Origin of the sequence: Nonomuraea purpurea (assembly GCF_042650645.1) — a bacterium.
Classification (GTDB): domain Bacteria; phylum Actinomycetota; class Actinomycetes; order Streptosporangiales; family Streptosporangiaceae; genus Nonomuraea; species Nonomuraea purpurea.
The window spans coordinates 145,509-170,062 of record NZ_JBHSBI010000023.1 but is presented as its reverse complement, the minus strand read 5'-3'; the positions used below and the strand labels follow the sequence as shown (position 1 = coordinate 170,062).

At 67.2% G+C, this 24,554-nt stretch carries 32 protein-coding genes, 2 tRNA genes and 1 pseudogene; 14 read left to right on the top strand and 21 right to left on the bottom strand.

Features of this window, described 5'->3' with window-relative positions:
• The 6 genes from ACFOY2_RS36760 to ACFOY2_RS36735 all read right to left on the bottom strand — a co-directional run.
• Nucleotides 1-277 (bottom strand): transposase (locus ACFOY2_RS36760; protein ID WP_379532724.1); only part of this gene is annotated, 277 nt, incomplete at its 3' end.
• 104 nt (nt 278-381) lie between these two features.
• Entirely contained in the window at nt 382-588 is a 207-nt protein-coding gene (locus ACFOY2_RS36755; protein ID WP_379532723.1) for a hypothetical protein, read from the bottom strand.
• 137 nt (nt 589-725) lie between these two features.
• On the bottom strand, nt 726-1,679 hold the full coding sequence (locus tag ACFOY2_RS36750; protein ID WP_379532722.1) for an endonuclease/exonuclease/phosphatase family protein: 954 nt from the start codon (nt 1,677-1,679) through the stop codon (nt 726-728).
• Nucleotides 1,680-1,778: 99 nt separating this feature from the next.
• Nucleotides 1,779-2,336 carry a DUF6529 family protein gene (locus ACFOY2_RS36745; protein ID WP_379532721.1) on the bottom strand — a complete coding sequence of 186 codons (558 nt, stop codon included), beginning with the start codon at nt 2,334-2,336 and terminating at the stop codon, nt 1,779-1,781.
• Nucleotides 2,337-2,393: 57 nt separating this feature from the next.
• Entirely contained in the window at nt 2,394-2,981 is a 588-nt protein-coding gene (locus ACFOY2_RS36740) for a COG4315 family predicted lipoprotein (protein ID WP_379532720.1), read from the bottom strand.
• A gap of 354 nt (nt 2,982-3,335) precedes the next feature.
• Nucleotides 3,336-4,304, bottom strand: coding sequence for an SLAC1 family transporter (locus ACFOY2_RS36735; protein WP_379532719.1), 969 nt, complete (start codon nt 4,302-4,304; stop codon nt 3,336-3,338).
• Between the two features lie 247 nt (nt 4,305-4,551).
• Between ACFOY2_RS36735 and ACFOY2_RS36730 the strand changes: the two genes are divergently transcribed.
• The gene (locus tag ACFOY2_RS36730; protein ID WP_379532718.1) at nt 4,552-4,761 is read left to right on the top strand and encodes a hypothetical protein; all 210 of its coding nucleotides are present in this window, start codon (nt 4,552-4,554) and stop codon (nt 4,759-4,761) included.
• A 176-nt stretch (nt 4,762-4,937) separates the two neighbouring features.
• On the opposite strand, the gene ACFOY2_RS36725 is transcribed toward ACFOY2_RS36730, so the two are convergent.
• A complete protein-coding gene (locus ACFOY2_RS36725; RefSeq protein ID WP_379532717.1) occupies nt 4,938-5,444 on the bottom strand; it encodes a hypothetical protein in 507 nt (168 codons plus the stop codon).
• 213 nt (nt 5,445-5,657) lie between these two features.
• Here ACFOY2_RS36725 and ACFOY2_RS36720 point away from each other — a divergent pair, with 213 nt between their 5' ends.
• A complete protein-coding gene (locus tag ACFOY2_RS36720; protein ID WP_379532716.1) occupies nt 5,658-5,978 on the top strand; it encodes a GYD domain-containing protein in 321 nt (106 codons plus the stop codon).
• A gap of 28 nt (nt 5,979-6,006) precedes the next feature.
• Here the strand turns inward: ACFOY2_RS36720 and ACFOY2_RS36715 are convergent, their stop codons facing one another.
• From ACFOY2_RS36715 to rpsR, 3 genes are all read right to left on the bottom strand, one after another.
• Nucleotides 6,007-6,204: a hypothetical protein gene (locus ACFOY2_RS36715; RefSeq protein WP_379532715.1), complete on the bottom strand. Its 198-nt coding sequence runs from the start codon at nt 6,202-6,204 to the stop codon at nt 6,007-6,009.
• 31 nt (nt 6,205-6,235) lie between these two features.
• The gene (locus ACFOY2_RS36710) at nt 6,236-7,108 is read right to left on the bottom strand and encodes a phosphotransferase family protein (RefSeq protein ID WP_379532714.1); all 873 of its coding nucleotides are present in this window, start codon (nt 7,106-7,108) and stop codon (nt 6,236-6,238) included.
• Nucleotides 7,109-7,278: 170 nt separating this feature from the next.
• On the bottom strand, nt 7,279-7,515 hold the full coding sequence (gene rpsR / locus ACFOY2_RS36705) for a 30S ribosomal protein S18 (RefSeq protein WP_379532728.1): 237 nt from the start codon (nt 7,513-7,515) through the stop codon (nt 7,279-7,281).
• Nucleotides 7,516-7,665: 150 nt separating this feature from the next.
• On the opposite strand from rpsR, the pseudogene rpmE reads away from it, so the two are divergent.
• The 4 genes and pseudogenes from rpmE to rpmF form a co-directional block, all read left to right on the top strand.
• Nucleotides 7,666-7,815: pseudogene (gene rpmE / locus ACFOY2_RS36700) on the top strand (50S ribosomal protein L31); the annotation flags it as partial.
• Nucleotides 7,815-8,051, top strand: coding sequence for a 50S ribosomal protein L28 (gene rpmB, locus ACFOY2_RS36695; protein WP_379532713.1), 237 nt, complete (start codon nt 7,815-7,817; stop codon nt 8,049-8,051). The pseudogene rpmE and the gene rpmB, both read left to right, overlap by 1 nt.
• Complete coding sequence (gene rpsN, locus ACFOY2_RS36690; protein ID WP_379532712.1) at nt 8,051-8,350, top strand: 30S ribosomal protein S14; 300 nt, start codon at nt 8,051-8,053, stop codon at nt 8,348-8,350. Before rpmB ends, rpsN begins: the two co-directional genes overlap by 1 nt.
• A 2-nt stretch (nt 8,351-8,352) precedes the next feature.
• Nucleotides 8,353-8,520, top strand: coding sequence for a 50S ribosomal protein L32 (rpmF, locus tag ACFOY2_RS36685; protein WP_379532711.1), 168 nt, complete (start codon nt 8,353-8,355; stop codon nt 8,518-8,520).
• Between the two features lie 98 nt (nt 8,521-8,618).
• Here rpmF and ACFOY2_RS36680 read toward each other — a convergent pair whose 3' ends face one another.
• The 4 genes from ACFOY2_RS36680 to ACFOY2_RS36665 form a co-directional block, all read right to left on the bottom strand.
• Nucleotides 8,619-9,098: a GNAT family N-acetyltransferase gene (locus ACFOY2_RS36680; RefSeq protein WP_379532710.1), complete on the bottom strand. Its 480-nt coding sequence runs from the start codon at nt 9,096-9,098 to the stop codon at nt 8,619-8,621.
• Nucleotides 9,099-9,149: 51 nt separating this feature from the next.
• On the bottom strand, nt 9,150-11,300 hold the full coding sequence (gene helR / locus ACFOY2_RS36675) for an RNA polymerase recycling motor ATPase HelR (protein WP_379532709.1): 2,151 nt from the start codon (nt 11,298-11,300) through the stop codon (nt 9,150-9,152).
• A 76-nt stretch (nt 11,301-11,376) separates the two neighbouring features.
• Complete coding sequence (locus ACFOY2_RS36670; RefSeq protein ID WP_379532708.1) at nt 11,377-12,603, bottom strand: glycosyltransferase; 1,227 nt, start codon at nt 12,601-12,603, stop codon at nt 11,377-11,379.
• A 153-nt stretch (nt 12,604-12,756) separates the two neighbouring features.
• Nucleotides 12,757-13,335 (bottom strand): TetR/AcrR family transcriptional regulator, encoded by a 579-nt coding sequence (locus ACFOY2_RS36665; RefSeq protein ID WP_379532707.1) that lies wholly within the window; start codon nt 13,333-13,335, stop codon nt 12,757-12,759.
• 52 nt (nt 13,336-13,387) lie between these two features.
• Here ACFOY2_RS36665 and ACFOY2_RS36660 point away from each other — a divergent pair, with 52 nt between their 5' ends.
• Entirely contained in the window at nt 13,388-14,533 is a 1,146-nt protein-coding gene (locus ACFOY2_RS36660; protein ID WP_379532706.1) for an FAD-dependent monooxygenase, read from the top strand.
• Between the two features lie 223 nt (nt 14,534-14,756).
• On the opposite strand, the gene ACFOY2_RS36655 is transcribed toward ACFOY2_RS36660, so the two are convergent.
• The 5 genes from ACFOY2_RS36655 to ACFOY2_RS36635 form a co-directional block, all read right to left on the bottom strand.
• Nucleotides 14,757-15,725 carry a glycoside hydrolase family 11 protein gene (locus tag ACFOY2_RS36655; protein ID WP_379532705.1) on the bottom strand — a complete coding sequence of 323 codons (969 nt, stop codon included), beginning with the start codon at nt 15,723-15,725 and terminating at the stop codon, nt 14,757-14,759.
• A 241-nt stretch (nt 15,726-15,966) separates the two neighbouring features.
• Nucleotides 15,967-16,398 carry a pyridoxamine 5'-phosphate oxidase family protein gene (locus ACFOY2_RS36650; RefSeq protein ID WP_379532704.1) on the bottom strand — a complete coding sequence of 144 codons (432 nt, stop codon included), beginning with the start codon at nt 16,396-16,398 and terminating at the stop codon, nt 15,967-15,969.
• A 56-nt stretch (nt 16,399-16,454) separates the two neighbouring features.
• A complete protein-coding gene (locus ACFOY2_RS36645) occupies nt 16,455-16,970 on the bottom strand; it encodes an NUDIX hydrolase (RefSeq protein WP_379532703.1) in 516 nt (171 codons plus the stop codon).
• Between the two features lie 40 nt (nt 16,971-17,010).
• Nucleotides 17,011-17,754 carry an ABC transporter permease gene (locus ACFOY2_RS36640; RefSeq protein ID WP_379532702.1) on the bottom strand — a complete coding sequence of 248 codons (744 nt, stop codon included), beginning with the start codon at nt 17,752-17,754 and terminating at the stop codon, nt 17,011-17,013.
• Nucleotides 17,735-18,676, bottom strand: coding sequence for an ATP-binding cassette domain-containing protein (locus ACFOY2_RS36635; protein WP_379532701.1), 942 nt, complete (start codon nt 18,674-18,676; stop codon nt 17,735-17,737). Before ACFOY2_RS36635 ends, ACFOY2_RS36640 begins: the two co-directional genes overlap by 20 nt.
• 340 nt (nt 18,677-19,016) lie before the next feature.
• Here ACFOY2_RS36635 and ACFOY2_RS36630 point away from each other — a divergent pair, with 340 nt between their 5' ends.
• The 5 genes from ACFOY2_RS36630 to ACFOY2_RS36610 all read left to right on the top strand — a co-directional run bounded on the left by ACFOY2_RS36630 (nt 19,017) and on the right by ACFOY2_RS36610 (nt 21,801).
• On the top strand, nt 19,017-19,739 hold the full coding sequence (locus tag ACFOY2_RS36630; protein ID WP_379532700.1) for a hypothetical protein: 723 nt from the start codon (nt 19,017-19,019) through the stop codon (nt 19,737-19,739).
• A 95-nt stretch (nt 19,740-19,834) separates the two neighbouring features.
• A complete protein-coding gene (locus ACFOY2_RS36625) occupies nt 19,835-20,443 on the top strand; it encodes an AAA family ATPase (RefSeq protein WP_379532699.1) in 609 nt (202 codons plus the stop codon).
• Between the two features lie 10 nt (nt 20,444-20,453).
• A complete protein-coding gene (locus tag ACFOY2_RS36620; RefSeq protein ID WP_379532698.1) occupies nt 20,454-21,377 on the top strand; it encodes a lysozyme in 924 nt (307 codons plus the stop codon).
• Between the two features lie 81 nt (nt 21,378-21,458).
• Nucleotides 21,459-21,689, top strand: a complete 231-nt coding sequence (locus ACFOY2_RS36615) for a transposase (RefSeq protein ID WP_379532697.1) — start codon at nt 21,459-21,461, stop codon at nt 21,687-21,689.
• A gap of 39 nt (nt 21,690-21,728) precedes the next feature.
• Nucleotides 21,729-21,801, top strand: a tRNA-Thr gene (locus tag ACFOY2_RS36610).
• Between the two features lie 86 nt (nt 21,802-21,887).
• Here the strand turns inward: ACFOY2_RS36610 and ACFOY2_RS36605 are convergent.
• Entirely contained in the window at nt 21,888-22,727 is an 840-nt protein-coding gene (locus ACFOY2_RS36605; protein ID WP_379532696.1) for an LLM class F420-dependent oxidoreductase, read from the bottom strand.
• A gap of 322 nt (nt 22,728-23,049) precedes the next feature.
• Between ACFOY2_RS36605 and ACFOY2_RS36600 the strand changes: the two genes are divergently transcribed.
• Nucleotides 23,050-23,123 (top strand) — tRNA-Met (locus ACFOY2_RS36600).
• 71 nt (nt 23,124-23,194) lie between these two features.
• On the top strand, nt 23,195-23,359 hold the full coding sequence (rpmG, locus tag ACFOY2_RS36595; protein WP_101786011.1) for a 50S ribosomal protein L33: 165 nt from the start codon (nt 23,195-23,197) through the stop codon (nt 23,357-23,359).
• 134 nt (nt 23,360-23,493) lie between these two features.
• On the opposite strand, the gene ACFOY2_RS36590 is transcribed toward rpmG, so the two are convergent.
• Nucleotides 23,494-24,459, bottom strand: a complete 966-nt coding sequence (locus ACFOY2_RS36590; RefSeq protein WP_379532695.1) for a TetR/AcrR family transcriptional regulator C-terminal domain-containing protein — start codon at nt 24,457-24,459, stop codon at nt 23,494-23,496.
• Between the last annotated feature and the right edge of the window lie 95 nt (nt 24,460-24,554).

The following is a 24,554-nucleotide window of genomic DNA, read 5'->3' as shown; positions in this document are numbered from 1 at the left end:
CCTCCTCGATGCGCTTGTCGTTGACCCGCGGCGCTTTGACCTCGATCGCGCCGACGCCGGTGAGCAGATCGCGCGGCTGGTGGTAACCGTTGCGTACGACCAGGCGGCGCCCGTTCTCGTCGCGCTCGTCGACGAACGCGGCGATGTAGGCGTCCACCTCAGCCTGCAGAGCGGCGGCCAGCATCTTGCGGGCGCCCTCGCGAACGATCTGGTCGATCAACGAGGAGGATGCCGGCGGGTTGTCGTCAGCGGGCAGCTCGGGCACTACGGTGAGCACGGGTGTGCCTTCCCGACCGACGTTGGCGCGTCGGCCTTATCTCGAAACCTTGATCAGATGATTCGGGAAGGTACACCCCTTCCCGTCAGATCCACAGGTTTCGATCATTGCTCCGGCAAAACTAGATTGGCCAAAATTTCGATGTAGGTGTATTCGTCGTCCGACGTATCTGCGTCGAACAGCGCGATGATGAGCCTCTGATCAAGGGTGCTCCCTTCGGCTATGCCCCCATCGCCTCCGCCCGACGGGTGCGTTGCCCTGCAGTCCTGCCATGAGCGCTGGTGATCTGCCCACAGCAGCCAGTACGCCATCGCCCCCATACAGCCCGACGGGCGTCCAACTGGAGATCCCGGACGATGGTGACGCGCCAGGCTTGACCTGCCGGGGCTAGCTGGCACAGCCGTGCCGTGCGCAGGCTCCCCCTCAGGCGGAGGCGGGAGCCTGCGACCTATTGCGTCACCGTCACCGAGGCGAATGCGTTGACGATTCGGTGGTCGGAGCATGCCTTGTCGCGGTTGGCGCCGCAGATGTACCCGATCGGCTGGGAGTCCTCCCGGTAACTGGTGAGCTTGTCGGCCTCGGCGAACACGAGGTCTACCTTGCCTGCCTGACCGCACGAGCCCAGGGTGTTGCTCTCCGTGCTCTGCTCTCCCCAGCCGAGGCAGATCGGGTCCTCATCGTCGAGCTCGTGATAGCGGCCGTGGTTACCGGTGTTGTTCACCGTGTTGACCGTGGGCGAGTACCAGCTGTCGAGCAGGGGGCTGTGCGGCTGGATGTTGAAGTCCCCCGCGATCAGCACCGTGTCGCCCTGGGCGCGGTATCGCTCGATGACGTCGTGCACGTAGCCGAGCTGCGCCGCCTGGGAGTCCTTGACGTAGGTGAGGTGAGTGGTGCAGAAGCGCAGGTGCGGTCGGGCGGCGACGGGCGCGCACAGCAGCTTGCGTTGCTTGTCCTCGGCAGCCTGCGGAAGTGTGAACCGGTCAGTGGGGCCGAGGGCGAAGCGGCTGAAGATCGCGACACCGTAGCCTGTGCCGGCGCAGTAGCTCGAGTCGTCGGCCGGGGTCATCCGCTCGTAACGGGCGAAGTTCAGCGGATTCTGCGGCCAGCCGATTCCCTGCAGGTAGTCGATCATCGCGCCGTACTGGTTGTGGCACATCTCGTTGACCGACACGAAGTCGGGGTTGCGACCGCTGATCGAGCCGCCCATCGCCTGGATGATGCCGTTGGTCGTAGAGCCGAGATGCTTGCTGTGGCCGGCGATGTTCCAGTGCCAGATCTGGTACGTCGTGGCCGTGCTCGTGTGGGCGTGGGACGGCGACATCGTCGTCACGGCGATCGTGACGACCGTCGCCACGACTGCCCAAAGCCGTCGCGAGGCGCCTCGCCATAAAACAATCTTCATGTGAGCAAATGTGCCCCACCCCACATCCAGGATGTCGATCCGGAATCGGTGGGCAACGAGCGCTACCGTGGCCATGGAGCGGTAGATCGTCGGCTCAGCCTACGCAAGTTCGGTCAGCTGCCAGAGCGCCGCTGTGGACCACAGGATCACGATGAGGGTGACCAGGGTGCCGCCGGCGAGTGGCAACGCCCAGCCGGGTAGGTGCCGACTCTGGACGAGGAGGACTTTCGCGGCGAATGCGCCGTAGAAGAAGCAGCCGGCGAGGGAGTGCAGAGCGACCCGGGCGCTGTCCAGCTGCACTCCGTAGGCGATGATGCAGTGGTAGGCGATGGGTAGGGAGAGCACGAACAGCACGGCCCCGCCGATGCGGTGAGCGAGGTGCACCGGGCGAGGGGCGGCGCCTACCTTGGGTAGCCGCTGGTAGATCCACAGCGCCAAGATGAGCTGGTAGCAGGCCAGGACCAGCAGGGCGGTGCCGACTTGCGCCTTCAGAAGGTTCGCGTCGTTGCCGCGCTGCCCGAACAGGCTGCTGGCGATGTCCGGGGTGTGTATCCGGCCGAAGGCGTACAACGCCACCGCCACTGCCAGGGCGAGCCCGGCGGCTGTCGCGAGCCGCGGCGAGGCCCGGCGGGGTGACATCCTCCGCGCTGCTTCCATGTCCGTCCGCTCCCTCCCATGATCCGTGCGTATGGCGGCTGTCGTGGCCGACGGCATTCAGCGCGTTGGGATCTTGTCGCCCTTCGGGTTGAGCACGTACCACTCGGCGCCAAAGGAGTTGAGACCCTGCCCGGTGATGTCGCCGGGCTTGGCGTCGCTGAGGAAGTAGTACAGCGGGTGGCCGTTGTAGGTGACCTGGGTGGTGTGGTCGGTCCTGGTGGTGGTGCCGAGCAAGGCGGGTGACACGCCGCCGCCGGCCTGCGGCCTGCCCGTGGTGGTCAGTGGCGGCCAGGCGCTCGCACATGCGCTGTAGCAGGTCGAGTTGGTGCCCTTGTCCGCCTCGAACAGGTACAGCGTGCGTCCTCGGCCATCGACGAGGATCTTGCCGAGCCTGGAGTCACGGACCGTGACGGTGGCGCTGCCGGTCGCCGTGGGATTTGCGGTTGGGGAACCCGGGACGGCTGAGGCGAGCTTGGACTGGCCGGGCGCGTCGTTGCCCTGAGCCGGCGGCGCGACGGCGTTCGTGGCCGGGAGCGGGGCGGCATAGGCGGCGGGCGCTGTCGCGTGCTGGGCGCAGAGCGTCAGGACGGCCACCGCGAGCGCGAGCTGGATTTTCCGTGGCTCTGGAAGCGTGAAAGTCCTCACGATCTTTCTCCTCTTGGGTAGCGGAAGGAGGAAAGACGACAGGCCGGTCGGGAATTGGCCGTACCGATCCATGGGGCTTGCGTTGCTCGCTGGTTCGCATTTGAAGGCAGAAGGCTCTCTCCTGAACGCATGCTTCTGCATTCACTACCATAGCCGACAGCAAGTTCGTCTAAATATCGCCGAGGCAAAGCCCTCTGAAAGCTGGGCCATCCATGCCTCGGCGCGGGTAAGCCTAATCTCGATCCGGAGTGTCAAGAAAATGGCTCAGAAATAATTTTCTGGCGGCCGGCCACGAAAGTGAAAACGGAAGCGGGATATTAGCCGGCTTGAAAGTGTCAACTGCGGTGCTCGCGGCTACTGGAGTCGGGGCAGGAATCTACGGTGGGCGAGGGCGACCGTTGTCTCTGCGACGAGCGCGGCGATGAAGGCTGTGATCGCGATCAGTACGCACCAGGCCCACACCGTGTACCCGAGGGGCCTTCCGTAGTTGATCCAGTGCAGGGCGAAGATGGCGACGGCGGCGTATGGGAACGCGAACGACCAGAACCCGGGGCTGAACGTCAGCCGGCGGTACACGGGGATCAGCCGAAGTTGGACGATGGCGGCGAGCACGGTGAAGCCGCCGAACACCAGGGCGACGGCGTCAACCTTGTCGTGGGTGATGGCCAGGTAGGCGATGCCGCCAAGTGCGGGCGGCGCGATCTCGATGGCCAGGGTGGGCAACAGCGGCGCGGGCAGGCGGGGGCGGAACAGGAGCCGGGCCATGATGACGGAGCCGATGAGCAGCCACGAAATGACGCCGAGGCCCATGAACGCGTGGGCGATGGCGGTCCAGCCGGCGCGGGCGGCGCCGATGGAGGCGATGAGTCCCCCAGCGACGGCGGGCAGGACGTAGCCGGAGTGCAGTCGGTCCAGGTCGAGATCTTCGACGATCCATTGGCCGGTGATCCACCCGGCCAGGATGGTGGTGGCGGCGGCGAAGACGGCGAACAGCCACCGGCCGGCGGTGAGGGCGTGGGGCATCAGCCCGGTCGCCAGGAGCATGCCGACGATCGGGATCAGCGACACGAACGGCGCCAGCGCCGGATGGGCCAGTTCGGCGCGCCAGCCACCGGGTCGGCGCGGAACCTGCGACACGTAGCCGACGATGAGCACCAGCCACACAATGGCGGTGACGATGAACAGGACGTCGGCCACCAGCGCGGGCGCCACCCCCATCATGGCCGCGTACCTCCAGCAGGTGGCCAGACCGGCCAACCCGTAGGAGATTCCAAATATGTTCGGGGTGATCCCAACCTGGGGCTGAGCTGTCTGCGTGTTCATCGAGCCTCCACCGCGAATATCGGTGGCCGCGTGCCCTCTGCAAATTCGCTGACGCTGACTGTGGTTGTCTGGGCGGCGTCGTGGATCCGGCCGCCTGACAGTTCGGCCTACCCTGAAAACCCGCGCCCATGTCACATGCGCGATCCACGTCAGACGGGATCAGGCCGTCACCTGGCCGCACCGCGCCCCGGATGTGTAGGCTGTCTACGTATAAGACGTCGTCCGCCCGCTAAGGAGGGCATTCCGCATGCGTGAGGACCAGGCCAAGGGATCTGTCTTGCCGCCGGTGAGGCTCATCGTTCTCATCATCGTAGGCATCATCGTCGGCAACGTGGCCGTCACCTTGCTGATGGATCGGGATACAGGTCTCGGTTTTGACGAGCTTCTCGCCTTCGGAGGAGGCGCGGCGCTGGGACTCGTGGCCGAGTTCATGCTCTTCCGGAGGAACAGGCGCTGAGGTACGGACCTTACCCTCGCTCGCTTTGAGTTCGGGATAACGAGCTGTTGCGCGTTCTTCACCTTCACGCTCGGCAGCCTGGCGCTGGAGGTGGCGGTGCCGGCGGAGCGCGCCGAGGTGCTGGAGGTGCGTCAGGCCCGCGCTGGCCCGGTGGCCGCCCTCCCGCCCGAGGCGGCTTACGAGGTGTCGGTGGGCTGAGGCGTTCCGGCACGCCAGATGCATTCACCTGCGCCGCCGAAGTCGAGTTCCTTGGATGCCTCGTAATACGACATGTAGATGCGGTAGCCGTCATGGAAATGGACGTTCATGAGTTCCGGGCTCATGCGGCTGATCTCGATGTCGGGTTGCCGCTTCCAATAGGCCTGTACCGCGTCCATGTACCCGAGTGCTTGGGTGGGCGAGACTTTGGTGGCGATGTATTCAAGGCTGGGCTGGATCTGGCCGGTGAAGCCGCTGCCGGTCAGCGGACGAACACATCCGCTGCCGTCGTCGGTGTCGATCTCCTTCTCGCCGAAGGCCAGTGGCGTCGGGACTTCGCGCAGGGTCTGCTGGACACGAGAGTCGATGATCTTCAAAGCCTCATCAGCGGTGATGGTGTGGCTGGGTGGCCCGCAGGCGGCCAAGCCCAGCCCGCACAGCACCAGCGCCGCCCATCTCGGTGCGAACCTTATGCCGGTGTCCATGGTGGGGGACATTACCGGTGAAGGGGCGGTGGGGTGGATCTGTCACGGAATCGGATCGCAGGCTCACCTTGGATGGGACGACGACCTCCATGGCGACAGGGGAAAACCGGTACAGCGGATGGGATTACCGTCGCCGTAAGCCGAGAACTTCGACCCCATGACCGCAATGGCCGCCCCAGCGCAGGGTGGCGGCGTGAGAAGAGGGACTCGACCATGCCCAAGTACCTGGTTCAGGCGACCTACACCGCAGAGGGCCTCAAAGGGGTGTTGCGAGATGGCGGCACCGGACGCCGGCAAGCGGTGGAGCGCATGGCGGAAAGCGTCGGCGGGCGGGTCGAGCAGATGTATTTCGCGTTCGGCGAGTCAGACACGTATGTGATCGTCGACCTGCCCAGCAATGCGGCTTCGGCCGCTATGAGCCTCACAATATCGGCGTCCGGGACGGTACGAATGAAGACGGCTGTCCTGCTGACACCAGAGGAGATCGACGACGCCGTCCGGATGGAGGTGGCATACCGGGCTCCTGGAGCGTGACAGGGGGCACGCCTTTGAAGGGGCGCGTTCAACTGGTCGTCTGGTAGGCGGTGGTCCAGAAGTCGCGGTGCAGGCGCGGCGTGTGGACGGAGTCCATCGCGCTCTGCGTCAGCAGGATGCCGACGAGGTCCTCGGCCGGGTCGGCGTACGCGGTCGTGCCGAGGCCGCCGTCCCAGCCGAACTGGCCCTGCGAGGGCAGGTTGCGGCGGTGGGTTCGGACCGCCATGCCGAAGCCGAACCCGCCGTGCGAAACGACTTCAGGTGGCGAGCCACCGTTCTGCGAGTTCGGCAGTTCTGCGACGGACGCGGGTGATCCCCAGGTGGCTGTTGAACGCGGCGAAAGGTGGCCACAGGAAGACGAAGACGCCGAGTTCCTCGGCCACCAGAGCACGCTGGAACGTCCGGCGTTCGCATGGCCGGTTGTCCAGATACGCGTCGATCAGCGCCGGGGGGACGGTCACGCCTGCCGGGGTGGCACGGACGCTGAGGAAGGCAAGGTCGGCGACGGGCCGGCCGATGCGGGCCGACTGCCAGTCGCAGAAGACCAGTGCACCAGCGGAATGCAGGAGGTTCCCCACGTGGCAGTCCCCATGGGTGAAGACGGGCGGCAGTGCGCTGAGCTCTTCCGCCAGTTCGCGGCGGCGGGAGAGGAGTTCGGGGAGCCGAGGGAGCGTCGGAGCCCAGAAATCGTTGATCCGGTCCAGGTCCGGATCGGTGAGAGCCTCCTTCAGCGCGTCGGGCCGATTCCAATGCGCGCCACCCGGCAGCGGCATGTTGTGCAGGCGGGCCAGTTCGCGACCCAGGTTCGCCCACATCTGCGGCGTCCACGCCGTGACCGGCCGGCTCTGGCCCACCGCCTCCAGCAGCGTGGCCACCCCGTCTGCGGCATCCCGGCAGTTGAGAAGCCTCGGCGTGCGTACCGGCGTGGTCGGCGCGAGGTCCTGGTAGAAGCGCAACTCGTGCCGGGCCAGGGCGATCGTCTGTGAACCCGACGTGGCGGGGGTGGCCTTGAGATAGGCGGCCTGACCGCCGATCGTGCGCACAGCGTGGACGCCGGCGCCGGAACGGGACTCCATCGGTGCGACGGGGTCTCTGCTTGCCAGCTGCCACTCGCCCAGAATCGATGTCATGAAATCACTCGACACCAAAGTGGCTCCCTCTCGTGATCTGAACCAGGCGGTGGAGGCTTAAGGCTCCCCGAATGAACAAGATCGGGGACGGCATTCTCGACATGCCCCGATGGTGGCACGAAGGCGCCGGCCCGGGCACTGCCGTACAGGCCCCCGACCAGCGCGACGGATCATGCGCTGGGGCGTGAGGCGTAGGGGAGCAGGGCCATCTCGCGGGCGTTCTTGACGGCCCGGGCGATCAGGCGCTGCTGCCGCACGGTGACGCCGGTGACGCGGCGGCTGCGGATCTTGCCCCGGTCGGAGATGAACTTGCGCAGCAGGACGGTGTCCTTGTAGTCGATGCGGTCGACGTTCAGGAGCGGGTTGGGCTTCTTGCGCGGGGTTCCAGTCCAGGTCGGCGGCCAGATGGCGGGCCGGGGAGAGCAGGTCCCAGGCGACTCGGGGCAGCGAATGAAAACCGTTTTCGTTATCGTGGCATACTGCCGCACGTGGAAAGGAACCGTTTTGGCCAGAAATGAGGTGCGCCCCGTGATCAAGCTCCGATCGACGGCGGGCACCAGACGATCGAGTGGACCGACGGCAACACCTACCCGGTGGTGGACGTCGACGCTTCCTCGGCCAGCCATCCCTTCTACACCGGGCGCAGCCGCGTCCTGGACACCGCCGGTCGCGTCGAGCGGTTCAACCAGCGCTACGGAAGGAACTGATGTCCGCGCACTGCCAGCTCACCGGGGTCAAGCCGGTCTTCGGCAACAACGCCTCCCACTCCCACCGCCGCACCCGGCGCCGCTGGGACCCCAACATCCAGCGGCGCCGCTACTGGCTTGAGAGCGAGGGCCGCCACGTCCGGCTCACACTCAGCGCCCGCGCGATCAAGACCATCGACAAGATCGGCATCGAGCAGGCCGTCGCCCGGATCCGCGCAAGAGGAGAGAAAATCTGATGGCCAAGAAGAGCAAGATCGCCGCCAACGAGCGGCGCAAGACCGTCGTCGCACGCTACGCCGAACGGCGGGCCGAACTGAAGGAGATCATCCGCACCGGCACGCCGCAGGAACGGGCGGACGCGGTCCTGGCACTGGCCCGCCAGCCGCGCGACGCCAGCGCCACCCGCGTCCGCAACCGCGACTCCGTCGACGGCCGGCCTCGCGGGCACCTCACCAAGTTCGGCCTGTCCCGGGTGCGCTTCCGGGAGATGGCCCACCGCGGCGAACTGCCGGGCATCACGAAGGCGAGCTGGTAGCCGTGGCCGTACCCAAAAGGAAGACCTCCCGCAGCAACACCCGGCACCGCCGCAGCCAGTGGAAGGCCGCCATCCCCGACCTCGTCCCGATCACCGTGAACGGGCGGCACCTGCTCGTGCCCCGGCGCCTCGTCCGCGCCTACCAGCGGGGTTTGATCACCGTCGATTGAGCTGACCCGGCCATCGGGCTCCTGCCGTGCGTGGAAAGCCGGGCGCGGTGGCACGGCAGGACGCCCGGTGGCCGCACGTGCGGCGTGTGCCTGGATTCTCAGCGCGAGTCCAGTTCGGTCAGGTCCAGCACCCCGACCCTCTGTCCACCACTTTCCTCGCCCGTGAGCTGGAACCCGAGCTTCTGGTAAAAACCTTCAGGCCCACCTTCTCCCGGCTCCCATGTGACATACATTCGCATGCCGCCGCGCCGCTTGACCTCGGCGGCCACAGCTCCGACGGCGAATCGGCCGACGCCTTGTCCCTGTGCCTCGGCTGCTACGTTGAGGCGCCACAAGCCTGACCGGAAGTCGACGCCCTTGCCGTTCCAGTCGATGTCGAGAAAGGCCATGAGAAAACCGACAGGGCGATCATCGTCCAGGATGAGGCGAGGCCAGGCCACCTGCGGCTGCACGTAGGCCTCCGCCAGGGACTTCGCCACCGGTGAGACGAAGCCCTCCTGGTCGGGACGGACTTTCACACCGATGGCCATCTCAACGTTGGCAGGGGTGATAGGCGCCAGCCGTAGCGACTTATTCATGGGGAGAACCATAGGGGCCGAGACCGGGTCTTTGTCCTCGTCCGGATGATGTCAGGGGCTCGTGAGGATGACGAGTTGCTGGGTTGCCCGGGTCATCGCGACGTAGCGGTCGACCGCTCCTTCGATGCCCTCGCCGAACGTCTCTGGGTCGATGAGGATGACCAGGTCGAATTCCAGTCCTTTCGACAGTTCCGGGGTCAGCGACCGGACGCGGGACGTCGCCTGGAACGTGGGGTCGCCGATGACGCAGGCGATCCCGTCGGCGTGTTCGGCGAGCCAGGCGTCGAGGATCGAGGTCAGGTCCGAAGCGGACCCGTGGACGACGGGGACGCCGTTGCCGCGGATGGAGGTCGGCACGTTGGCGTCCGGAAGCACGGCCCGGATGACCGGCTCGGCTTCCGCCATGATTGCTTCAGGCGTGCGGTAGTTGATGCTCAGACAGGCAAGGTTGATCCGGTCGAGCCCGATTCGTTCGAGTCGTTCCTGCCACGACTCCGTGAACCCGTGCCTGGCCTGGGCGCGGTCCCCGACGATGGTGAAGCTTCGTGACGGGCAGCGGAGCAGCAGCATCTGCCACTCCGCGTCGGTGAGTTCCTGGGCCTCGTCCACGACGATGTGCGCGAACGGGCCGGCGAGCAGGTCCGGGTCGGCGCCGGGCAGCGCGGTCCCGTCGATCAGGCTGTTGCGCATGTCCTGTCCGTGCAGCATCGTCACCAGCCCTTCGCCGTCGTCGTCGGCTTCGAGCAGGTTGTCGACGACCTGCGTCATGCGCTCGCGTTGGGCGGCGACGGCGGCGTTGTGCCGGCGCTTGCGTCGCGCCTCCTCCGGGTCGCCGAGTCGCTGCCGCGCGGCGTCCAGGAGCGGCAGGTCGGACACCGTCCAGGCCTGGGCGTCCGCGCGCTGCAGCTTCCGAACGTCGTCGGGGCTGAGCCAGGGGGCGCACATCCGCAGGTAGGCGGGTACCGTCCACAGGTCTCCGACGAGGTCAGCGGCTTCGATCAGCGGCCAGGCGCGGTTGAAGGCCGTGAGCAGTTCCCTGTTCCGCAGCAGCGACCTGCGGAGCAGGTCCGCCGAGACGTCGTCATCGTCGTGCTTGTCCATCAGGATCGTGAGCAGTTCCTCCCAGATCTGGTCGCGCGCCTCGTTGTGCGGAGTGCCGGGTTCCGGTGCTTCGAACGCCTCGGCCCAGTCGTCGGGGCTCAGCCAGATGTCGGACCAGTGGGTCGTGACCGTCATCCCCTTGGCGGGCGCGTTCTCGTAGAACCTGACGGCCGGCTCGATCGCCTTCACCAGGTCCGCGGACGACTTCAGGCGGGCCACGTCCGGGTCGGTCTCGATCGCCGCCGCGGCTCCCTCCGTGACCAGGTCCCGCAGGGTGCAGGTCCGCACGCCCTCCTCTCCGAGGCTGGGCAGGACGTCGGCGACGTAGGCCAGGTAGGGCTGGTGCGGACCGACGAACAGCACGCCGCCCCTGCGGTGACCGAGGCGGGGGTCGGAGTAGAGGAGGTAGGCGGAGCGGTGCAGGGCGACGACGGTCTTCCCCGTGCCAGGACCGCCGTCCACGACGAGAGCGCCGCGGGATCCCGCGCGGATGATGGCGTCCTGGTCGGCCTGGATGGTGCCGAGCACGTCTCGCATCCGGGCCGTCCGGTTGCTGCCCAGGCTGGCGATGAAGGCGGACTGGTCGTCGAGCGCGGCGTGCCCGGCAAGCCCGTCCGGGGTGAACACCTCGTCCCAGTAGTCGCTGATCCGGCCGCGGGTCCAGCGATACCTGCGGCGGCTGGCCAGCCCCATCGGGTTGGCGTGGGTGGCTCCGAAGAACGGTTCGGCCGCGGGGGAGCGCCAGTCGAGCAGCAGCCGACGGCCCGCGCTGTCGGTGAGGCCGAGTCGTCCGACGTAGACGGGCTCGAGGTCGTCGGCGCTGACCATGTGTCCGAGGCACAGGTCCAGACCGAAACGACGCAGTACGCGCAGACGCGCGGTCAGCCGATGGATCTCCAGGTCCCGGTCCATCGCCTGCCGGCCTGCGCCTCCGGGCGCCTTGCGCTCGGCGTCGAGGCGGTCGGACAGGTCGGCGATCGACTCCTCCAGGCGCTGCGCGATGGCCGCGAAGTGCTGCTCGTCGCCGGCGATCAGCGCCGGGTCGGTCTTGGGCGCGAGGTGGGCGGGAAGGTCGAACGCGCTGGTGGTCAAGGGGTTCACGTCATCGGCTCCGATCTGAGGTCGCCAGTACGCGCGGCAAGGCGTCTGGACCGGCGGGACGGCTCTGGTTCCTGGGTCACGCGGACACGGGCGGCCTTTCCCGGCTGATCGCGTCGAGCAGCAGCTTCGCCGCCACGCTCGCCCCGTCGGTGCGGATCGTGCCGGCGACCGCCGTCGCTCGTGCGCGGGTCTCCGGGGCCAGGGCCGTGTCGAGCGCGGCCGACAGGGACTCGAAGGTCGGAGCGGGACCGTCGTGTGCCGCGCCGATGCCCAGCTCGGCCACCCGGCCGGCCCAGTACGGCTGGTCGCCTGCCTGGGGCACCACCACCTGAGGAGCGCCGGCCCTGGCGGCCGTCGTCGTGGTGCCCGCGCCGCCGTGGTGCACGACGGCGGCCACCCGGCCGAACAGCGCCTGCTGGTTGACCTCGCCGACGGCGAAGCAGTCTTCACGGTCGTCGATCAGCCCCAGGTTCGCCCAGCCGCGACCGACAAGTACGCGGTGGCCCTGCGCGCGGACCGTCTCGACGGCCACCCGGGCGATGTCCTCAGAGATGTGGCGCATGCTGCCGAAGCCGACGTACACCGGGGGTGCGCCGGCGTCCAGGAACGTTCCCAGCTCGTCCGGGAGCGGGCGCGCGTCCGGCAGGATCCACGCGCCGGTCCGCACGACGTCGAGGTCCGAGGTCTCCCGCCACGGTCCCAGCGTCGGGTCCGCCGCCAGCCACGGGCGGTCGGTGAGGATGAAGGTACGGACGTCGTTCACTGGCGGCAGTCCGATCGAGGCCCGGTGGGCGTTGAGCGCCTCGCCGTGCAGTGCGTTGAAGGTCTGGGCGTTCAGGTCCCACAGCACCTGGTTGTCGGTCACCTCCGATGGGAGCGGCCGGCCCGGCAGCAGCGACAGCGGCGGCGCGTGGTGCGGCGACGGCAGGATGAACGGGCAGAAGGTCGCGTACACGTAAGGGATGCCGAGCTTCTCGGCCACCGACCGCGAGGCGAAATGCGCGAGCCCGGTCGCCAGGAGCGCGTCACATCCCTTGGCCGCCGCGGTGACGGCGTCGAACTGCCCGGCCAGCTCGGATGCCCGCCGGGAGGCGTCCGCCGCCGTCGACGGCCGCACCATCGAGCCCATCGGCGGGCCGACCGGCACCGGCGGCACGCCGATACCGGCCAGCAGCTCCGCGAACTCCTTGTCGGGCGGGGCGCACATCCGCACCTCCGCGCCGAGCTCCCGCAACCGCGCCGCGAGCGCCGCCATCGGTTCGACATCCCCGCGCGACCCGTAGGTCGACAACAACACGCGCATTCCGCGCCCCCCATATCCGCAGGTACTGGCTTCGGCCGATGATTCTGCGGCATGACCGGGGTCTTGCCGCAAGCCCCCCGGTGCGCTATACGTTGAGAGTGGAAAGGAGCGGGTGCTTCCCCTTTCCCCTTCTCACGGAGTACGTCGGGAGAGTCAAGGCCGCCGCTGGATGTCGCCGGTGCAACCGTGCACGATGACCTGGACCATGTTCTGGACGACGTCCCTGCTGACACTGCCCGGCGGCGCGCTGACCAGGGTGAACAGCGCGCCCCCGTAGAGCGTGATCATGGCGGGGATGTTCTCGCGCGGGATGGTGAGCCCGAGTTTGTCGTGGTGCCCGGCGGTGACGTGCAACGCCGTGTCCTGCAGGCCCGCGAGCGCCGAGGCGAGCGCCGGACGGCGCGCGGCCTCCAGTTGCAGTTCGAAGACGGCGAGATAGCGGTTGCGCAGGGTGGTCGCCGCTGTGAGCAGCGATTCCGTCAGCAGGTCGACCAGCGTCGCGGGTTGTTCGATGGCCAGGTCGGTGTCGGTGTGATGCAGTTCGGCGACGCGTTCCGCGGCGGCCACCAGGAGCGCCTCCCGGCTGCGGAAGTAGTTCGAGGCCGTCCCCGGTGGGAGGTTCGCTGCTTTCTCCACCGCGCGGTGGGTCAGCCCGTGCACGCCTGACGAGGCCAGCAGTTCGATGGCGGTGTCGGCCAGGGCTTGGCGACGGGCCGGATTGGTGGGCGGCATACCTCCATGCTACCAATATCCGTACTAGTACGATCGTAGTGAAGGAGGGCTTGTGAAGATCGTGGTGGTCGGTGCGGGGCTCGGAGGAGTGGCGGCCGCGGTGGGGTTGCATCGCCTGGGCCATGAGGTGACGCTCTTGGAACGGGGCGCCGAGCTCAGGGAAGCGGGCACCGGGATCGTGATCATGCCCAACGGGCTTCGCGCGCTGGAGACACTGGGGCTGGCTGAGGACGTTCGCGGGCACGTCCTGCACGCGACCCACGCGGGATTGCGGGACTGGCGCGGACGTCCGCTGCTGGTCGCCGACCTGGTCCAGGCACAGCGGGAGATCGGGTCACCGGCCATGATCGATCGAGCGGAGCTGCACCGAGCGCTACGCGCCCCGCTGCCTCCCGACCTGGTACGAACCGCGACCTCCGTCGAGCGCCTGGAACCCGACTCCAACGGAGTCACCGTGATCAGCGACGGAAACCCCATAACGAGAGCGGACGCCGTGATCGCGGCCGACGGCATCGGCAGCAAACTGCGCGCACAACTCTTCCCCGGCCACCCCGGGCCGAGGCGAACCGGCCGGATGGACCTGCGCGGCATGCTGCCCCGCCCTCCCGGCCTGCCGCCGGACCTGCTCGCCAGCCAGTTGGTCGACCGCCGCAGCGGGGCGATGTTCGGACTTTTCCCAGTCGGCGAGGACCGCCTGTACTGGTTCACCGACTCCGTCCTGAACGGCACGCCACCCGACGCGAACGAAGCACGCCGGCAGATGTTGTCCCTGACGGCCGACTGGCACCCGCTCGTCGCGACACTGATCGAAGCCACCCCGCCCGCCGACATCTACGTCGACCCGATCTCCCACCTGGCCGAACCCCTGCCCTCGTTCGCGTCCGGCAGGATCGCCCTCCTCGGCGACGCCGCCCACGCCATGTCACCCGACCTCGGCCAGGGCGCCAGCCAGGCCTTCGAGGACGCGGCCGCACTGAGCCGTCACCTGAAAGGCGCCGAACCGGCCGACGTCGCCGAGCGGCTCGTGCGCTACGACGCCGAGCGCAGACCCAGCGCCAACCGCATCATGCGGGGAGCGTCCCGGCAATCGCGCCTGACCTCCCAGACCGGCATCGCCGCATGGCTACGCGACACGCTGCTGCGCGCCATACCGTCCCGGCTGGCCACCCGGCAACTCGCTACCCTCTGGCACGCATAGAGCGCATTCTTGCGGGCGATGCAGTTGATCACGACAGGAGCCGCTGATGTACGTGAGATACCAGAGCCCCACGCCGAACGAGCGTGGAACGTATCCGGGCGTGTTCGGACTGGTGAACGGCCTGGCAGCGGCCCGCCCGCCGAAGGATTTCCCGTAGGCGTTCCCGTTCGTCGGCTGTTGGCGCGGTGGCCGTGGGCCGCCGCGCCAACAGATGCGCCGGCCGTCAGTTGCAGGAGACCGTCGGCCAGGTCGAGTTGCCGTTGTGCTGGATGGTCACGCCCCAGTTGTTGCCGTTGCCGTTGGGTTTGGCGGTCAGCACTTGGGCGCTTGGGTAGCTGGCGGTGATGTTCCAGGTGGCGATGATTTTCGCGGGGGACGGTACGTTCATCGTCACAGTCCAGTTGCTGGAGCCGCTGACCGCGACGTTGAGGTTGTAGCGGTCACTCCACTGCTGGCCCGCCGACAGCGTTGCGGTGCAGTTGCCGCCGGGGTTGCCGCCGCCTGAGCCGCCCACCGTGATGTTGGAGTTTCCGCTGCTCTGATATCCCTCTGTCGCGAGGATCTGGTAGTCGTGGTTGCCCAGGTTCATTCCGTAGCGGGCCCATGCGTCGAAGTGGTTGCCGGCGGTTATGGTTCCGCCGGTTTTCTTCGACTGCCGGACGCTCCAGTACTGGTTGAAAGTCCTCGTGCCCTCTATGGAGGGGGCGTTGTAGCGTGTCGTCATGTAGATGTCGTAGGTGCCGCCGTCGCTGGTGACCGTGCCCTTGTACGTTCCCGTGGGCCGATAGGTGCCCCAGTTGTCGACGATGTAATATTCGATGAGCGGGTTTCTCGTCCAGCCGTAGAGGGTCAAATACGCGTTGCCGGACGGGTTGAAGCTGCCCGAATAGTTCACGGTTCTGCGGCCGCCGGGGTTCCAGCCTTTACCGGCGACGAAATTTCCGGTGTTTCGCCAAGAGGTGCTGTAGTTGCCGCCGGATCCCAGTTCCATGGAGACCGACCCGGGGCTGTCGGTCCAGAACGAATAGAAGTAGCCGTTGTTGGTGCCGGTCTGGTTGGAGGTTATGGCCGCGTTGGCGATGCCGGGCATCATCGTTGTGGCCGCGACCAGCGCTACGACGCAGGCGCGGCCGATGAGCAGCCTGATGCGTCCGCGTTTGCGGCTCGTCGGGTGGACGGGGGCGTCGTTCATGTGCGTGCTACCTCCTCGTGAAGGCCGGCGAGAGGCCAGGCAGCTTGGACCATTTCGAAACTATCGGCACTTTGGCGAAAGTATCGGATCGACCCTGTCGAGCTGTCAACGATTCCTGTCGGACAGTGATCGCCCCTCAGGGTATTGGCCCAGGTTGTCGTCGTTTTATAGTTGGTCGCTCAGGTGACGGGGGCCTTGAAAGTTTCAGATCTGTTCCGAAGAACAACGTTCTGGGACGTCCCTAGGCCGAGTAGCTGAGGTCTTTCGCCAGAAGGGAGGACGGTCGCAGACGCAGCCACACCGTTCCCCGCTCGCCTGGATCGTCGAGCAGGTAATGGCGGAAGCGGCTGTCCCATTGGGATTCGTCCGCCCCGAGGTAGCGGCTGAGCTTGCGTCGTCCGCGAGGGACGTCAAAGGGGATCACCTCGGCCCGGCCCCGGGCGATGACCTGCAGGACCGACCCGGTCGCGAGGTCGCAGAGGTCGACGACGACGGCGATGGCCGGGTCCTGCCGTACTCGGCCGAGCAGTTTCGTCCACGGCCCGGTCAGGATCCAGAAAGCGCCGTCTTCCCACAGGTACCAGGTCGGCCGCACGGTCGGTCCGTTGGTCGCGACGCGAGCCGTCAGAGGTTCGGCCAGGAACGCGTCGACGTCGAATGGAGGGGAGGCCACTGGGTGATCATATCCAGCGTTCTGGTTGACAGCTTGGAGAGGCAACAGCGGGCCGCCTAGAGCGCGCTCGCGGTGTCCAGCAGGGCGAGCCAGGTGCGGCCGGGGCTGAGGCGTTCGATCTCCTGGCGGGGGATCCAGTCGGCGCGGGTGCTCTCCGTGCCGGTCGGCGGGCGGGTCGGGGCGCCCCGCGACGGCAGGACGGCGCGGAACATCACCATGTACGTCAATGACGCGTAACGGTAGTCGGCGGGCGGCGGCTCCAGGAGTTCGATGCGTTCCCGGGCGAAGACGGACAGGTCGGCGGGCTCCAGTCGCAGACCGGTCTCCTCGTGGAGTTCGCGGGCCGCGGCCTCGGCGGCGCTCTCGCCGGGCTCGACGTGGCCGCCGGGGAGATCCCAGCCTCGGCCCTCCCGGTCCACGCAGGTCATGAGCATGCGGTCGGCCTGGTCCCAGACGAACGCGAACGCCGAGGTGATCTGGTGCGCGGGCGGGAGGGTCGGGGCGAGGATCAGGTCCATGCGGTGTGTCACGGGAATCCACGGCACGGTGTTCGTCGCGACCAGTCGTGTCATGGAGCCCCCTTGGAGATCGGTGACGACCAGCCTACGGGGGTCAGACGCCCCGGCGCATGGCGCGGTTGCCCAGGTAGAGGCCGATGGCGGCGATGGCGCAGGCCGCAGCGGTGCCGTACAGGATGGAGGGGTTGGCCAGGTCGCCGGAGAAGAGGGCGCGCTGGGCGTCGACGATGTGGGTGACGGGGTTGATCTGGCCGATCGTGCGCAGCCAGGCGGGCGCGGTGTCCAGCGGGAGCAGCACGCCGGACAGAAGCAGCAGGGGGAACAGGATCGTCTGGCTGACGATGTAGAACAGGGTGCCGCTCGGGGCCGACTTGATGGCCAGGACGAACGAGGACGCGCCCAGGCCGATGCCGAAGATGAGCAACTGGGCCAGGCCCGCCAGGACGCCCGCCGCGTACAGCTCGAAGCCCAGAGGGATGGAGAGCACGATGATGAGCACGGCCTGGGCCAGCAGGATCGCCATCTCCTTCATGGTCCGGCCCACCAGCATCGCGGTGCGGTTGAGCGGCGTGACCATCAGGCGTTCCATCGAGCCGCCGATCAGCTCGACCAGTAGCGTGTAGCCGGAGGCCATGGGGCCGGTCAGGCACATCATGACCAGGATCCCCGGCACGAACCACTGCCACGACGAGCCGACCGCGCCGTCCAGCAGCGACCCGAACAGGAACAGGAACAGCAGCGGCTGCCCCATCTCGAACAGCAGGCCGAGGGGCTCGCGCACGACCGGCGCGAACTCGCGGGAGAAAACGGTGGTGGTGTCACGTAGGAATGTCGTCATCGGTGAGGCTTCTCCCGGTCAGAGCGAGGAACACGTCGTCAAGGGTGGGACGGGCGGTCTCGGCGGTGGTGACCTTGATGCCGGAACCGTCCAGGGTGCGGAGATAGTCGGGCAGGGCGGCGGCCGCGTTGGGCACCCTGAAGCGCACGGTCGTGCCCTCGGCCGTCGTGCCGGCCAGTTCGGCGGCGCGGCGGGCCTGCTCCTCCGTGCTGGTGGTGATGGTGATGTGGTCGCCCGCGAGGTCGTTCTTGAGCTGTCCGGCGGTGCCGTCGGCGATGATCAGGCCGTTGTCGATGATCACCACGCGTTCTGCCATGTTGTCGGCCTCTTCCAGGTAGTGCGTGGTGAGGAAGAGCGTCGTCCCGTATGTCTCCCGCAGCCGCAGGATGTGCTCCCAGATCTCCGCGCGGCTCTTCGGGTCGAGGCCGGTGGAGGGCTCGTCGAGGAAGAGCAGGTCGGGCCGGTGGATGAGGCCGAGCGCGATGTCCAGGCGGCGGCGCTGACCGCCGGAGAGCGTGCCGGGCTTCCGCCTGGCCAGCGGCTGGAGGTCGAGCAGTTCCAGCAGTTCGTCGGCGCGGAGGGCCGCTTGTCTGGCGCCCAGGTCGTAGCAGCGGCCCTGGGTGATGAGCTCGTCGCGGACGAGGAAGTTCTCGCCCGCGCTGTTGCGCTGGCCCACGTAGCCGATGCGGGCGCGCACGGCCGCTGGGGACTTGGCCACGTCGTGGCCCGCCACCATGGCGGTGCCCGACGTGGGCGGCAGCAGGGTTGTGAGCATGCGCAGTGTGGTGGATTTACCGGCGCCGTTCGGGCCCAGGAAGGCCACGAGCTGGCCGGCGGCCACGTCCAGGTCGATGCCTCGGACGGCCGTCACGGACTCTTTCTTGACTTTGAACACTCGGGTGAGCCCCCGGGCGTGGATCATGGTCTGCTCCTCCGGGCATGGCGAAGAAACCCCTGGTCGGGGCGGGGTTGAAGGATCGGCTCCAGTTTGCTCACGGGAAATCCGCTTTGGCAAACGCGAACATCACTTTCATGAACGGCTCTGACCTGCGGAAACGACGTCATAGGACGGTGTTCGACGTTGGTGGATTTCCGGGCTCTGAGGTGCGGTTTTCCAGGGCCGTGAAAGAATTTTTCGCATACTCGGCGTGCTCGACCCGCCCGACGGCGCGGGGAGAGCATCCGCATCGTCCAGATAACGATTGTCGTTGAACGGGGTTGTGATCCCAGGTTGTGATTCTTCTCCGGCACGATCGCTTGCCATGAAGAAAACGATCGCCTTAGCGGCGGCCTGCGGCGCGCTGATGCTGGCCACGATGCCCGCGCAGGCCGCCACGAAGGATCCCGTCAGTGCGCTGAAGTCCACGTTGACACCTGGGCACGGCGTGCGCTTCACCGACACGGTCACCTGGTCGGACGGCACCAACACGCAGGGCGCCCGGGACAGCGAAGGCACCTTCCAGTTCAGCAAGAAGGGCGTCGCCGCCTTCGACATCACGATGAACTACGGTGGTGACGCCAAGGAACGCGTCATCTCCATCGGCAAGACCGGTTACTACTCGGGCAGTGTCCTGGACCGCATGCTTCCCGAGGGCAAGACCTGGTTCAAGTCAACAGGCGGCGCCATTCCCGACTCCTGGGCTCAGTTCCTCAACCCGGCCGAACCCAAGACCCTGGCCTCCTTGATCAAGAAGGGGACGACGAAGGGGAATTCCGTCACCGGTTCGATCACCGTGAAGGAGCTCAAGGCGGTCTCGGACTGGTTCGGCGCCGCGAAGACCGGCACAGAAAACGACAACGTCAAAATCTCCTACACTCTCACCTTTTCCTCGGCGGGCCTGGTGAGCAGGGTGCAGACGTCGTACACGCTGTCGAAGAACGGGGAGCTCAACGAGGTCGGTGTCGACAGCCGCTACACCGGGTGGGGCAGCAAGGTGTCGATCAAGGCACCGGATCCCGGCAAGGTGACCACCAAGTTCCGCTGATCGTCGTCCTCCATCGTCGCCTCGGGCGGCCGAGTCGCCCCGGGCCCGAGGTGCTCTGAGGTGCGGTTCTCCAGGGCCGTGAAAGCATCCTCCGCATGCTGGTGATCTTGGTGAACGGGCTGCCCGGGTCGGGGAAGACGACGGTCGCGCGGGCGCTGGGGCGGGAGCTCGCCCTGCCGGTCTTCAGCAAGGACGATCTCAAGGAGACCCTCGCCGACGTGCTCGACCGGCCCGACGGGGTGGGCGAGCGCGAGTGGAGCCGGCGGTTGGGGGCCGCCGCGGGGGAGAGCATGTGGACGTTGCTGGCCAGGGCCGGGCACGGCGCGGTGCTGGAGAGCCCCTGGCTGGCGCCGCTGCGGCCGCTCGTCCTGGACGGGCTCTCGCGGGCGGGCGTCGAGGCCGGCTCTGTGCGTGAGGTGTGGTGCGAGGTGCCGCCCGAACTGGCCAGGAGCCGGTACGAGCGGCGGGTGCGGCACCTGATCCACCACGATGCGGAGGTCGGCGACGAACGCTGGCGGGAGTGGGCGGCCGGGGCGCGGCCGTTGGGGCTGGGGCCGGTGTATTCACTTGATACGTCGAAAATCGTTGATATTTCGAGACTTGCGGCATTGTTGATGCTCCGCGAAGATCTCCCGGGTGAAGCGTCTTTTATTATTCGCGGCGATCGCGACGGTCGGGATGACCGGGGTCGCGCAGGCGGCTGACGTTCCCGGTGTGGACGTCAGTAACTGGACGGGCGAGGTCGACTGGGAAAGCGTGGCGACGGGGGGTGGGAAGTTCGCGTTCGTCCAGGCCACCGAGGGGACGAACTACCGCAACCCCCGTTTCGACGGCCAGTTCGGCGGCGCTGCGACGGCAGGGTTGATTCGGGGTGCTTATCACTTCGCGCAACCACACGAATCCGATGGGACAGCCCAGGCCGACTATTTCCTGCAGAACGGCGGCAACTGGGTTAGCGATGGCCAAAGCCTGCCAGGGGTGCTCGATATCGAGGACAACCCGTACAAGGACAAGAACGGCAAGAACTCCTGTTATGACCTGTCCGCCGAGGACATGGTCACCTGGCTCAAGGACTTCACCAACAAGTACCGCCAGGCGACCGGCCGGCACGCGATCATCTACACCACCACGAGCTGGTGGCAGACGTGCACCGGCAACTCCGACAAGTTCCGCTCCAACCCGCTCTGGCTCGCCCGCTGGGGCGGCGAACCCGGCGAGCTTCCGAAAAGCTGGAAGCGGCACACGTTCTGGCAGTCAGCGGAGAAAGGGCCGCTGGCCGGCGGCCAGAACTCCTTCAACGGCTCGGAATCGCAACTCCGGTCGCTGGCCAACCCGCCGGCCGAAGTGACGGTGTCAGGCGCGGTCAAGAGCAGGAAGACGTACACGGTGACCGTCCACAACACCGGGCCGTACCCCGTCAAGGACGTCACGGTGTCGGGACGGACGTACGGCGGCCAGCGCGTGGTCGGCGCGCCCGGCTGCAAGTACAGCGGAACGGCGCTGCGATGCCCGATCCGTGAGCTGGGGCGCGGGCAGAAGGTGACGTTCACCGTCACCACCAAACCGTCCAAGACGAAGGGACGGGTCGGCATCAATGTCACGGTCGGCTCCGTGAAACTCGTGCTCAAGGCCGGATGAGTCATCTGTACCGAATCGGTATGCATGTAACGCCTGTGGCGCAATGAAAAATGAGAGACCCGGCGGCTAATGTGTGCCGCTATGGAAAGGCGATGGGTCGGATGCGACGGCTACGAGGTCGTGGGCATCGTACGTGCGGGGCGGCAGTTGCTGCGGGTGCGCCGGCATGGGTGGACGATCGCCGACTGCACCTCCGTGGCGGAGGTCGCCGGGCACGTCGATCTGGCCGATCTGTGTGAAGTGATCGAGTTCCCCGTACGGCGGAGAACCGAAGGGGTTGGCGGGGCCCGAACGAGTTCGCATCATCGGTGACTGCCGTGTATGGTTACACCTGTCCGCAGCGCCGGACAGGCCCCTATAGCTCAGTCGGCAGAGCGTCTCCATGGTAAGGAGAAGGTCAACGGTTCGATTCCGTTTGGGGGCTCGTACGCTGAACACATAGAACGCCCGGACCAAGAATTTCTTGGGGCCGGGCGTTTCGCGTGGAGCCCGCGATGCACGCGGCCCGTGTCAGCGGATGGCCTCCAGGGACGTGGCGAGGCGCTCCAGAAGAGAGGGCGGGGCGCCGTTCGGCAGGCCCATGATCGCGATGTCGGCCCCGGCATCCCCGTACGCCGCCGCGAGCTCGACCGCCGGGCCCAGGTCTCCGTCCGGCGGCACGACCACGTTCACCGAGCAGTCGATCTCGGCCGGGTCGCGGCCGACGGACGTGCAGTGGTCGAGGAGGACCTGCTTGAGCGACGACCACTCCTCGGGGCTGTGGGCGATCGCGTTCCAGTGCTGGGCCCATTTGGCGGCGGCCGGCAGCGTACGCTTCGGGCCACGGCCGCCGATCACGATGGGCGGGTGAGGGCGTTGCACGGGCTTGGGCTCGCACCGCGCCCGGGTGAGGGTGTGGTACTTGCCGGCGAAGTCGGTGTGCTCCTGGGACAGCAGGCCGATGACGATCTGCACGCCCTCGTCGAACCGGTCGAACCTCTCCTTCAGCGGCGGCAGCGCAATGCCGTACGCGTCGCATTCGAGCTGGTTCCAGCCCGCGCCGAGACCGAGGTCGAGACGGCCTTCGCTGATGATGTCGACGGTGGCGGCCATGTTGGCCAGCACCGCGGGGTGGCGGTAGATCATGCCGGTGACCTGGACGCCGATCCTGATCCGCCGGGTCGCCTGGGCCAGGGCGGCCAGGGACGTCCAGGCTTCGAGGTTGGGGCCGTCGAGGTCGCCGGTGAGCGGATAGAAGTGGTCCCAGTTCCAGGCGCTCTCGAACAGCGGAATCTCATCGGCGACCGACCACAGATCGCGCATCTGCTGCCAGGTCACATGCTCGGGGCGGGTTTTGACACCGAACCGCATCGGAACCTCCAGTGCCGACAATCGAGCTCGACGAGGACCCTACGTCACCTACCGCTCATGGATCGCTCTTTTCGGCCCCAGCCTGATCCTGGTGCTCCTGATGAGGACGGGCGCGTTCGCGGGGCTCAGGTGGCGCATCGGCCGGGCGTGGCTGCTAGGCTGATCACTACCCTCGCTCAAGGTCCCGCGTGTGTTGCTGTTGGATTTCGGTTGTCGGGGGTTTCTGAGGCATACTAGGAAGACCCCACCCGGTCAGGTGAGTTACGAATGTGCTCGCCGCGTCGGGTATCCTCTACGGGGCCGGGGTGCTTACCGGTTCAAAGGCGGAGTAGCTCAGTCAGGCAGAGCAAACGGCTCATAATCGTTGTGTCGCCGGTTCAAGTCCGGCCTCCGCTACTGCCCACTCCCAGGTCGATCGGCCTGGGCACGGGCGTGTCCATGTCCCGAACGTAGAAAGGCACTCCCAAGTGGCTGCCACAGACGTTAGGCCGAAGATCACGCTGGCCTGCCAGGAGTGCAAGCACCGCAACTACATCACGCGGAAGAACCGGCGCAACGACCCGGATCGGCTTGAGCTGAAGAAGTACTGCCCCAACTGCCGCACCCACCGTGCGCACCGCGAGACCCGATAGGTTTCCGGGCAGACTCCATACTCCTCCATATCGCACAACCGGCGTCCCTTCGCAGGGCGCCGGTTTGTCGTGTCTCGCCGCCATTCCTTCTCCCGGCCCCCACACCGCCGACCGCGCTTCGGCGGCAGCGCGCCTCATGAGGGCGTTCGGGATTGACCTTCCACCATCGCGGCGAAACCGTCGAGATGGCGTGCCAGGCTGTACTCGAACAGTCCGTCCAGGTCCGACACCGCCTCCTCGGGAACTGCGGCCAGCAGGGGGAACCGTCCGCTGCCGAGAAGTTCGTCGGCCCGTTGCCGCTGTTCGAGCAGCCACCGGGTGAGCGTCACCCCGGTCTCCTGCTCCGCCTCGACTTCGCCGGCCATGGACAGAGCGACGGTGACGACCAGCGCGTGCAGCGTGAGCGCCTCGCGAATCCGTGCCGTCATGGGCAGCTCGAGCCCGTCGAGCGCGCGCAGGGTCCACTCGGTGTGGGCCATCATGTTGGGCACGAGCAAAGGGCGGGTGAACGAGATGGCCCTGGGCAGCCAGATGTGTCGCCGCGCCAGCTCCCACTGCCGGCGGGCGATCAGTTCGAGCTTGGCCCGCCAGCCCTCCGGCCCAGGGTCGGGTAGCTCTTGTGCGCCGAAGACCTCGTCGACCATCTGTGTCACCAGTTCGTCCTTGTTCGCCACGTGCCGGTAGAGCGACATCGGACCGACGCCGAGTTCGGCCGCGAGTCGCCGCATGGATACGGCGCCGAGCCCCTCGGCGTCGGCGATCGCGATAGCGGTCCGGAGAACTTGTTCGCGGTTCAGCCCCTGCTTGAAGCCACCGGTGTGTGGCGGTCCCGGGGATGTGGCCGGGGCGATCGGCTGCTGCCGGCTCGTACGTGCGCTGACCACTGTTCCGGCTCCGACCTTCGCTTCGACCAGCCCTTCGTCGCGCAGGGCCGCTATCACTTTCGTCGCGGTCGCGACCGCGACACCCCGTCGCTGGGCGATCTGCCTGATGGACGGCATCCGATCGCCTGGCCGCAGCTCGCCGGCCAGAATCCGGGCCCGGAACTCCGCGACGATGCGCCGGTAGGGCGGATCCGGCCGGTGCGTTGACGACTGCATGGGAGCCCCCAGCTCATTGGTGGTGTCGGGTGTGTCAGGCAGGCAAGTGTACTAGTTCAATTTCTGTAGTACTAGTTCACTTTGTCCTTCGGATC

Bases quoted from the DNA above. Each gene is read 5' to 3' on its own strand.
- ACFOY2_RS36755 (WP_379532723.1), bottom strand. From the start codon at position 588: ATGGCGTACTGGCTGCTGTGGGCAGATCACCAGCGCTCATGGCAGGAC.
- ACFOY2_RS36750 (WP_379532722.1), bottom strand. From the start codon at position 1,679: ATGAAGATTGTTTTATGGCGAGGCGCCTCGCGACGGCTTTGGGCAGTC.
- ACFOY2_RS36745 (WP_379532721.1), bottom strand. From the start codon at position 2,336: ATGGAAGCAGCGCGGAGGATGTCACCCCGCCGGGCCTCGCCGCGGCTC.
- ACFOY2_RS36735 (WP_379532719.1), bottom strand. From the start codon at position 4,304: ATGAACACGCAGACAGCTCAGCCCCAGGTTGGGATCACCCCGAACATA.
- ACFOY2_RS36730 (WP_379532718.1), top strand. From the start codon at position 4,552: ATGCGTGAGGACCAGGCCAAGGGATCTGTCTTGCCGCCGGTGAGGCTC.
- ACFOY2_RS36725 (WP_379532717.1), bottom strand. From the start codon at position 5,444: ATGGACACCGGCATAAGGTTCGCACCGAGATGGGCGGCGCTGGTGCTG.
- ACFOY2_RS36720 (WP_379532716.1), top strand. From the start codon at position 5,658: ATGCCCAAGTACCTGGTTCAGGCGACCTACACCGCAGAGGGCCTCAAA.
- ACFOY2_RS36715 (WP_379532715.1), bottom strand. From the start codon at position 6,204: ATGGCGGTCCGAACCCACCGCCGCAACCTGCCCTCGCAGGGCCAGTTC.
- ACFOY2_RS36710 (WP_379532714.1), bottom strand. From the start codon at position 7,108: ATGACATCGATTCTGGGCGAGTGGCAGCTGGCAAGCAGAGACCCCGTC.
- rpmB (WP_379532713.1), top strand. From the start codon at position 7,815: ATGTCCGCGCACTGCCAGCTCACCGGGGTCAAGCCGGTCTTCGGCAAC.
- rpsN (WP_379532712.1), top strand. From the start codon at position 8,051: ATGGCCAAGAAGAGCAAGATCGCCGCCAACGAGCGGCGCAAGACCGTC.
- ACFOY2_RS36680 (WP_379532710.1), bottom strand. From the start codon at position 9,098: ATGAATAAGTCGCTACGGCTGGCGCCTATCACCCCTGCCAACGTTGAG.
- ACFOY2_RS36670 (WP_379532708.1), bottom strand. From the start codon at position 12,603: ATGCGCGTGTTGTTGTCGACCTACGGGTCGCGCGGGGATGTCGAACCG.
- ACFOY2_RS36665 (WP_379532707.1), bottom strand. From the start codon at position 13,335: ATGCCGCCCACCAATCCGGCCCGTCGCCAAGCCCTGGCCGACACCGCC.
- ACFOY2_RS36655 (WP_379532705.1), bottom strand. From the start codon at position 15,725: ATGAACGACGCCCCCGTCCACCCGACGAGCCGCAAACGCGGACGCATC.
- ACFOY2_RS36645 (WP_379532703.1), bottom strand. From the start codon at position 16,970: ATGACACGACTGGTCGCGACGAACACCGTGCCGTGGATTCCCGTGACA.
- ACFOY2_RS36640 (WP_379532702.1), bottom strand. From the start codon at position 17,754: ATGACGACATTCCTACGTGACACCACCACCGTTTTCTCCCGCGAGTTC.
- ACFOY2_RS36635 (WP_379532701.1), bottom strand. From the start codon at position 18,676: ATGATCCACGCCCGGGGGCTCACCCGAGTGTTCAAAGTCAAGAAAGAG.
- ACFOY2_RS36630 (WP_379532700.1), top strand. From the start codon at position 19,017: ATGAAGAAAACGATCGCCTTAGCGGCGGCCTGCGGCGCGCTGATGCTG.
- ACFOY2_RS36625 (WP_379532699.1), top strand. From the start codon at position 19,835: ATGCTGGTGATCTTGGTGAACGGGCTGCCCGGGTCGGGGAAGACGACG.
- ACFOY2_RS36615 (WP_379532697.1), top strand. From the start codon at position 21,459: ATGGAAAGGCGATGGGTCGGATGCGACGGCTACGAGGTCGTGGGCATC.
- ACFOY2_RS36605 (WP_379532696.1), bottom strand. From the start codon at position 22,727: ATGCGGTTCGGTGTCAAAACCCGCCCCGAGCATGTGACCTGGCAGCAG.
- ACFOY2_RS36590 (WP_379532695.1), bottom strand. From the start codon at position 24,459: ATGCAGTCGTCAACGCACCGGCCGGATCCGCCCTACCGGCGCATCGTC.